This window comes from Solibacillus merdavium, assembly GCF_014836935.1.
Classification (GTDB): domain Bacteria; phylum Bacillota; class Bacilli; order Bacillales_A; family Planococcaceae; genus Solibacillus; species Solibacillus ferritrahens.
This window is the reverse complement of record NZ_JACSPW010000023.1, coordinates 26,203-35,037: the sequence shown is the minus strand read 5'-3', so window position 1 is coordinate 35,037 and position 8,835 is coordinate 26,203. Positions and strand designations below refer to the sequence as shown.

Sequence of the window (8,835 nt, the reverse complement as noted above, 5' to 3'; positions counted from 1 at the left end):
CGGGACCTAATTTGATAAAAGAAATGACAAAAGGCATCGAGAGACGAGCTCTCGATGCCTTTTGTCGACAATCTGAAAGAAATTGCAAAGTGCAATTTCTTTTTTTGTGAACTAGAACTGATTATAACCGTCCCAGTCAGTCTTTTTTAAAATTTAATCGTCATCTGAATCCTCAGGACTTGTTTCGCCACCGCCTGGTTGAGGCGGGGTAGGCTGATTTGGTGGTGATGTTTCAGGGTTTGGTGACTCTGGCTCTACTGTATTGCCGTTCCCATTCCCATTCCCATTATTTCCATTCCCATTGCCTGGATTTTGATTGCCGTTGTTGTTCCCGTTGCCATTGTCTGGCTGTGAAGGGTTTTCCGGACTACCTGGATTTTCAACCTCATCATTCGGGTCCTCAGGCTCTTCAGTCTCTGGTGGTCCTGGAAGGAATAGTTTTACAGAAGCAGGTTCACTCCGTAGATCACCAGAAATGGCTGTAACTGTAAATGTATATTCTTTTCCACGTTCAATATTTGGTACTTGCAGAGAGGTTTCGCCTGAAACTGATAGAACAGTTGCAGAACCGCCATCTACTGCCATTGATACTTCATATGTGATTGGATCTTGTGTATTCGTATCCCCATCTTCAGCATTTTGTGATGGGTGTGACCAAGTTACATCAGCAAGCTGTGCCACATCATTAAATGTCGCTTGTAAACCAGTTGGCGCTTCTAATGTTTGAGGTACAAATTCCTCTGTATATTCAGTAGGCTCTGTTCCTTTAACAAATAACTCTGTAGTACGCTGATTGGCAGGTGTATATTCATTAGCAAGCTTTAATGGATTTGACCCAATGACAACCGAAGCTGATACAACAGAACTTGGCTGTTTAAATGTTGATGATGGATTATGCTGATTTAAATCAGTCATAATTGATTTAAATAAAGTTTGCGGCAACCATCGCTCTTCCCATGTCGTAATGGCATCTTTACGTTTTGAATAACCACCCCAAATGGCGATTGAATAGTTGGTTGTATAACCAGCAAACCATGTATCAGGTACGGAACTGCTTTTCAGATTATATTTTTTAAATTCATCGGAAGAGTAGTTTGTTGTACCTGTCTTACCTGCAATATCAACGCCAGAAACGCTTGCACGCGGTGCAGATGCATTTTTTTTGTTGCTTACTACGTCTCGTAAAATATCAGTTACCATATAGGCTGTATAATCGCTCATGGCAGGTTTAGATTCTGGCTTATATGTTTTTGATGTTTTACCATCACGGAATACAATTTTGTTAATAGAATGTGGAGTATTGTAAATACCGTTATTACCAAATGCTGCATAGGAAGCGGCCATTTGGATAGGTGAAATGTTTACACGTCCACCGCCAATTGCCTCTGATTCAGTCAATCCTTTTGATTGAATGCCTAAGTTTGATAAAAATTGTTGTGCCCGTTCTGGACCAACTTCGCGGAAAGTTTTCACGGCTGGAATATTACGTGACGTATAAAGTGCTTGACGTACAGTCATTGTCCCTAAATATTTTCCATCCCAGTTTCCGATAACTTGTTTTGAACCACTATAAGTCATTTCTTCATCGACCGTTGTTTCACCTGTTGACCATTTTAAATATTCAAAAGCTGGACCGTAATCGATTAAAGGCTTTAATGTCGAACCAGGCTGACGATCTTGTAAATCATCTGCGTAGTTATAGTTAAATCCTGTATAATTACGACCTCCACCGATCGCACGAACTTCACCTGTTTGTGTATCAATAACTGCAACGCCCGCCTCGATTTGTTCAGTAGGGAAGTTACTATCATTGTTCATTAAATCTTCTACAATTGCTTGTGCTTTCGGATCCAATGTTGTATATACTTTAATACCTTCTGAAAGCAGTTCACCATCGCCGTTTTTTTCTATTTCAGACATAACCACATCCAAAAAGGCAGGATATTTTGTTGTGCTGTTTGCGACACGATCTTCCTCAGGAATTAAACCTCCTGTTACAGGAGTCGCTTTTGCTTCTGCAGCTTCTGCTTCGGTAATTTTATCGTGCTGAACCATAAGTGATAATACGATATTACGGCGTTTTTTAGCACGGTCCGGCTTTTTGTATGGATTGAAATTGTTAGGGCTTTGCGGCATACCTGCTAATTGAGCAGATTCTGCTAACGTTAATTCACTTAATTCTTTTCCATAAAATTCTTTAGCTGCTGTACCGAAACCATGAATTCTGCCAGACATTAGTACTTTATTAAAGTACATTTCAAAAATTTCTTCCTTACTATATTTACGCTCTAATTGTATCGCAAGCCAAGCTTCCTGTGCTTTACGTTCCAGCTTTTTCTCATTTGTAAAGAATGAGTTTTTTACAACTTGCTGTGTAATCGTACTGGCACCTTGCGCCCCAAATCCGTCCCGGACGTTGGCTATGACAGCACCACCTAAACGCCAAAAGTCGATTCCGAAGTGTTCAAAGAATCGTGAATCTTCTGTTGCGATAATCGCATCAATCATTTGCTGTGGAATATCTTCGTATTTTACAAAATTACGTTTTTCTGCTCCGATTGTAGCGAATAGTTCACCATTTACATCGTAAAATTCAGATGAAATAGGATCTTTCAGTAATTCCTCATCTAGTTCGGGTGCTTTACTTACATAATATCCAAATAGTGCAGCACCACTTAAAAAGCCTAAAGCACCGATTAGAACGATTGCCATTACAATGCGCTTAACCCAGTTGCCAGCTGAAGTTTTTGTTTTTACCGATCTGTTATTTTTCTGACGTTCGCGTTTAATTTCCTCGCGTGTTTTTCTTTTTTCCGTCACTTTATTTCTCCTCACTTTCACAAACATTCCCGATTGCGATTAACTTTTTGACCGCATCTAAATAATCGAGCCTTGGTAAATAGCCTTCATTAATTTCGATAGCCTGTTGCTCGAAAACGGTTAATGGTATTGATTTTCTGCCACCCTCATGCATCTTTTGAAATGCCAGGGCTACATCATTATAGGACATGACAAAATTCCGATTTAATGAACTAAACCGTATGATGAAAAATGCAATTCCTCGTTGATTTGTCACCGATTCCATATGGGTCATTTGGTGAGGGTGGATGTTTTTTAATGGGAAGGATGTTTTATTATCTGTTTCCTTTGCTTCAAAATCGATATAATAACCATTCCATACGCCATTATAATCCGTTGTAGAAGGGGTGCGGAAATAAGCTTCTTTAATTACTGCAGCACTTCTTGCCGGATAATCTACTTTGACGATTTGAATTGGAACAGGTTTCTTGTGTATATTTGCCATTTTCCTTTGTAAATAAAACATATTTGTTTCATTTAGGTCATCTTCTAAGCTTTTTCCACGGTTACTGTAGGAAATGGCCCTTTTCTTTGCTTCTTTTGCAACCGTTGAATGTTCAGTAGGTTCTTGAGTACTTTCCAACTTAGGCGCACTTTGATAGAGCTTTCCATTTGGGTAACGAATGACCATGGAATCACCTTCTTTCCTAGCAGAAATAATACTTTAATAGTGTATCATAAACAGAGTACTCGTTAATAATTTTAAAAAAGCTATGCAAATTATAACATCTTTTGCCGAATGAACACTATTTTTGCCACATGACAAGGATTCTAAGAAAAAAGCAAGAATCATTGTGAAAAGGGGGCATTATATGTCGAAATTATCACGCTTAATCGAACAAGTTGAAATGGCAGAAACGTTATTATCATTGCAAATGGAACGAGAACAATTAAGGATTAAGATCGAGCACTTAACAAATTTAATTATGGTTTCTCAAAAAGTTAGCTTAGCAGAAATTAAGAGTCAAGTAAAGAATACGTGTTCGCATATAAGTAGTACTATCGATGAGAATTTGATACACTAAACGATAATACAGACGAAATCATTCGAGGTGCTTTTTATGCAATTATTAGAAGAGACTTATACATTAATAGATGAATGTGAAGCGTGTTTACAACGTTTCCAGGAAATGCGACGTTTGGACATGGAGCCTGACTTTTTTAATGATGTCAAACCCCATGTCGACATCGTCCATACACGCATTCAAAACTGGCAGCAACTTGCAGCTCATTGGATAAAAAGCACGTATCCTAAAAATTTATATGTACAGCAAATTGACCATGCAGCAGATGCGATGGAGCAATTTGTTGTACAGTCTTTTTATAAAGGGACGAGCAAAAAACGTTTTATCCAGTCGATCCAATCCGCTCAATATACATTAAAGCTACTCGTTTCCAAGATTGAGGAAGGTGAAGACGATGTTCAGTAAGAAAAAAACGATTTCACAGCTTGTCGAGGAATGGCAGTATGATGAGGAATTAAAACAAAATATAGTGGCCATGCATACAATTGAAGAAAAGCAGGCACAGTATGCACAATTCCCGTCAAGCTTACATCCGTCAATCGTCAAGGCTTTGCATGGGCGCGGCATTCATCAGCTTTATATACATCAACGCCAGGCGTATGACTTTGCCGAACAGCAAAAGAACTTTACTGCCATTACACCGACCGCCTCTGGAAAATCATATTGTTATCATTTACCGGTTCTCCAGAAGATTTTGGAAGACCCATCGAGCCGAGCAATCTATTTGTTCCCGACAAAAGCGCTTGCCCAGGATCAAAAATCAGATTTAAATGAGCTGATTGAATTAATGGAAGAAGATATTTTAAGCTACACATACGATGGAGATACCGCACCTGGTATTCGGCAAAAAATAAGAAAAGCCGGTCATATTGTGATGACCAACCCAGATATGCTGCATTCGGGTATTTTACCGCATCATACGAAATGGGTCTCACTCTTCGAAAACTTAAAGTACATTGTTATTGATGAATTACATACGTACAAAGGCGTTTTCGGTTCACATGTTGCACACGTCATAAGAAGGCTTCTACGTATTTGTGAATTTTATGGAAGTAAGCCGATTTTTATTTGTACAAGTGCGACGATTAAAAACCCGAAAGAGCTTGCGGAAAGTTTGACGAATAGTAAGCATGAGCTAATAGAAAAATCGGGAGCACCTGTAGGGAAGAAAACTTTTATTTTTTATAATCCACCAATTGTACATCCAACTTTTGGAGTTAGACGAAGCGCGGTATTGGAGGTACGTGACATTTCAAAGCGTTTGTTTGAAGCAGGTATTCAAACGATTATATTCGCGAAATCAAGAGTGCGTGTCGAAATGCTCGTAACTTATTTAAAATCGCTAACGTCCAAAAAAATAATGGATGAGTCCATTCAAGGGTACCGTGGGGGCTATTTGCCGAGCGAACGACGTGAAATAGAAAAAGGTTTGCGTTCCGGTTCGATTCAAATGGTTGTTAGTACAAATGCACTTGAGCTGGGCGTAGATATAGGTCAATTGCAAGCTTGCATTATGACAGGATACCCGGGCAACATTGCCAGTGCATGGCAGCAAGCAGGGCGGGCAGGGAGACGGCAGGATGAGGCTCTTATAGTATATGTCGCCCAATCTACAGCATTGGATCAATATGTTGTACAAAATCCTAGCTATTTACTCGGAAGTTCCCCTGAAGAAGCACGTATTAATCCCGAAAACATTCTAATATTGATGGAGCATTTGAAGTGTGCTGCATTTGAACTTCCTTTTTCAATGGATGATAGTTATGGAGAATTTGAGATACAGGAATTACTCGCCTATTTAGAAGACGAAGGTGTACTCGTGCGTACAAGCACTAAATGGCATTGGATGAGTGACCGATTTCCGGCTCATGAAATATCCTTACGCTCAGCGGCACAGGAAAATGTCGTTATTATTGATATTTCAACACCGGCAAATACAAAAGTTATCGGAGAAATGGATACGTATAGTGCAATGACGCTTTTGCATGAAGAGGCGATTTATTTACATCAGGGCCTTCAGTTCCAAGTCGAAAAATTGGATTGGGAAGAGAAAAAAGCATTTGTACGTGAAGTGGATGTTGATTACTTTACTGATGCTAATTTAGCTGTCGAGTTAAAAGTATTAAGTGAAGATAAATCTGCACCTTTTAAAAATGCTACTGTAAGCTTTGGTGATGTCAGCATTTTAGCAATTCCAACCATTTTCAAAAAAATTCGATTTAATACGCATGATAATATCGGTTCAGGTCCAATATCGATTCCACCAATGGAAATGCATACAAATGCAACATGGATGAGCTTTGAATTACCGAATGATTGGACTGAGGAGCAGTTAACGGATGCTTTAACCGGTGCAGCCTATGCGATGGGCAGTTTCATTCCGCTATTCATTCATTGTGATCGATCCGATGTATCAGTAGTCCCTCAAGTAAAGGCAGTACATAATGAAAAGCCAACGTTGTTTATTTATGATAGCTATCCAGGGGGAATCGGTTTAAGTGAACGTGTGTATGATATATTGCTTTCCTTACTTGAACGAACTGCCCAACATGTGACGAACTGTCCATGTCAGCAAGGTTGTCCATCCTGTATCGGAGCACAAGATAGTATAGGAGAAAGCAAAAAACAAGTTTTAAAAGTTTTGGATATTTTAATAAGTGAAATGATGTGAAGACATGTCGTATGAAAATAAGCTCTTACAAATGAAAAAGCTGCTTGGTAAAAAAACAGGGCAAAAACAAGAAAAGCCTACTTTCATAAAACCGGATCCACCATTTTATAGCGAACAATGGCAGCAGGCAGGACTAAAGTGGATTGAAAATGAATTTGGGATGCTTTTTAAAAGGGAAGTACACTACTCCCTAGATTATAAGCACGGAGATTATAGACTTGGCGAACTTTTTAATGCACTGAAACGGTGGAAATATGAAGCTGATGACCACCCGTTTGCGATTGATGAGCAGGAGACGATTGTATTTTTTGATACGGAAACGACCGGTCTTAAAGGTGCGGGGACGCATATCTTTTTATTAGGCTTTTTACAATTTGATGAGGAAGAGGAACAATTTACTCTTACGCAATACGTTTTGTCCGACCCATCAAACGAAGTAGCGTTCCTATTTGAATCGAAATTATGGCAGAAAGATGCCACGATTGTTTCCTATAACGGGAAAAGTTTTGACTGGCCACAGCTGCAAGTACGCTGGACGTTAAACAAACAACATTTGCCACCGCTAAAAACGCAACGTCAAATTGACTTATTGCATAGTTCAAAGCGACTTTGGAAAGATGACTTATCTCGTATGAAGCTTACTCAAGTAGAGCAAGATAAGCTTGGGTTTTACCGGAAAGGCGATATTCCAGGTCATTTAGCACCGATCATTTATTTTGACGCAATAAAAAGCGGCAATGCCGAAACATTAATGAAAGTCCTGTTGCATAATGAATGGGATTTACTCTCCCTTATTACATTGTACATTCATTCGACTAATTTATTGTTTGATGCGATTTCGACTGAATCCGCTACTACGTATACGAATATCGGAAAGTGGTTTGGCGACTTGAAAAAGCAACAGACAAGTGCGGAAATATTGCAGGAAGTGACAAAACACTTCAATGCCGAAGAAACAGGCTATGCCCATTTTTATTTAGCGTATGAGCTAAAACGGGTTGGGGAAGTAAAGTTAGCAATTGAATCTTTCCAATCTGCATTACCGACAATAACCCGTGAAAAAAAGCTGCTGGCATATGAGCAATTAGCAATTTTATATGAACATCAGCTAAAAGATTATGAACAAGCAATGGTTTTTTCTGAAAAAGGGCTCGAATTGTTACAGCAAATTTCGTTCATAAAAGAAACACAGCTTCTAAACAAGCAGAGAAATTGGCATAAAAGGCTCGGCCGATTAGACAATAAAATGAACAAAAATAATTCGAACAAGGACTGAAAAATTTTTCGTTTTGTTTGACACATGTATTCGTAAGAAACGTCTGACCTATGCTATAATAAGATAAAGAAGTTGCGTGACGGAAGGACGATGAATAATGGATATTAAATTAACTGCTGACTATATATTGGAAAAAGAATTCAAAAAAAGCATGAAAGGCTATAATGTGGACGAGGTAGATCAATTTTTGGATTTGATTCGTGAAGATTATGATACATTTACAGCCAAAATCGCTACATTAACAGAGGAAAATGAACGTTTGAAGCAGGAGTTGACTAACTCTACGCGTAAATCGTCGGTTGTTGCACCACCACCTACAGCCAATAGTACAAATTTCGATATTTTAAAACGCCTTTCTAATTTAGAAAAGCATGTTTTTGGGAGTAAACTATACGAATAGTTAAACTATTTATAGCGATATTGTATTTTTTAAAAGTATAAAGTATAATTTATAAATACATCAATATTCGAGTAATCGCTGCGATTTCGTATCGTAGAGGAAAGTCCATGCTCACACGGTGCTGAGATGCCCGTAGTGTTCGTGCTTACTGAAAAAATAAGGTAAGGCAAGAGAGCTTCTCTTGACGGCGGAAGGAACTCCTAAGTCTTTTAGATATGGACGAAACTTCCTGAAAGTGCCACAGTGACGGAGCTTATAGTGAAAGCTATAAGGTGGAACGAGGTAAACCCCATGAGTGAGAAACCCAAATTATGGTAGGGGCACTCTCCAGAAGGAATTGAACGGATGGAGGGACGGTCATTTTGACCGTAGATAGATGATTACTACCTAATCGTACGAGGCGAAAGCTGTTTGAGTACTTAGGAACAAAACATGGCTTATTGATTATTGATGCTTTTCTTAAACATGTAATAAGGCTCTCCATTTTTTTTGGAGAGCCTTTCTTAGTAGATAAAATTATTGGCAAAATGAAGATTCAGCACCAAAAGTTAGTAATCATTACTTATAAAAAATACATAATACATACATTTATGTCATACAGGGT

7 protein-coding genes and 1 other RNA gene are annotated in these 8,835 nt (G+C 38.7%); 6 read left to right on the top strand and 2 right to left on the bottom strand.

What is annotated here, in order from left to right; genetic code table 11:
• Window positions 1-153: 153 nt before the first annotated feature.
• Window positions 154-2,820: a PBP1A family penicillin-binding protein gene (locus H9632_RS17245; RefSeq protein WP_191705303.1), complete on the bottom strand. Its 2,667-nt coding sequence runs from the start codon at window positions 2,818-2,820 to the stop codon at window positions 154-156.
• A gap of 1 nt (window position 2,821) precedes the next feature.
• Window positions 2,822-3,490: a Holliday junction resolvase RecU gene (gene recU / locus H9632_RS17240; protein ID WP_191705302.1), complete on the bottom strand. Its 669-nt coding sequence runs from the start codon at window positions 3,488-3,490 to the stop codon at window positions 2,822-2,824.
• 181 nt (window positions 3,491-3,671) lie between these two features.
• On the opposite strand from recU, the gene H9632_RS17235 reads away from it, so the two are divergent.
• The 6 genes from H9632_RS17235 (at window position 3,672) to rnpB (ending at window position 8,676) form a co-directional block, all read left to right on the top strand.
• Window positions 3,672-3,884, top strand: a complete 213-nt coding sequence (locus tag H9632_RS17235; RefSeq protein WP_191705301.1) for a molecular chaperone — start codon at window positions 3,672-3,674, stop codon at window positions 3,882-3,884.
• Window positions 3,885-3,920: 36 nt separating this feature from the next.
• Window positions 3,921-4,289, top strand: a complete 369-nt coding sequence (locus tag H9632_RS17230; protein WP_191705300.1) for a YppE family protein — start codon at window positions 3,921-3,923, stop codon at window positions 4,287-4,289.
• Window positions 4,279-6,555, top strand: a complete 2,277-nt coding sequence (locus tag H9632_RS17225; RefSeq protein ID WP_191705299.1) for a DEAD/DEAH box helicase — start codon at window positions 4,279-4,281, stop codon at window positions 6,553-6,555. The genes H9632_RS17230 and H9632_RS17225 overlap by 11 nt, the downstream gene beginning before the upstream one ends.
• Window positions 6,556-6,559: 4 nt before the next feature.
• Complete coding sequence (locus H9632_RS17220) at window positions 6,560-7,831, top strand: ribonuclease H-like domain-containing protein (RefSeq protein WP_191705298.1); 1,272 nt, start codon at window positions 6,560-6,562, stop codon at window positions 7,829-7,831.
• A 97-nt stretch (window positions 7,832-7,928) separates the two neighbouring features.
• Window positions 7,929-8,231, top strand: a complete 303-nt coding sequence (gene gpsB / locus H9632_RS17215) for a cell division regulator GpsB (RefSeq protein ID WP_191705297.1) — start codon at window positions 7,929-7,931, stop codon at window positions 8,229-8,231.
• Window positions 8,232-8,294: 63 nt separating this feature from the next.
• An RNA gene (rnpB, locus tag H9632_RS17210) (RNase P RNA component class B) lies at window positions 8,295-8,676 on the top strand.
• Window positions 8,677-8,835 lie beyond the last annotated feature (159 nt).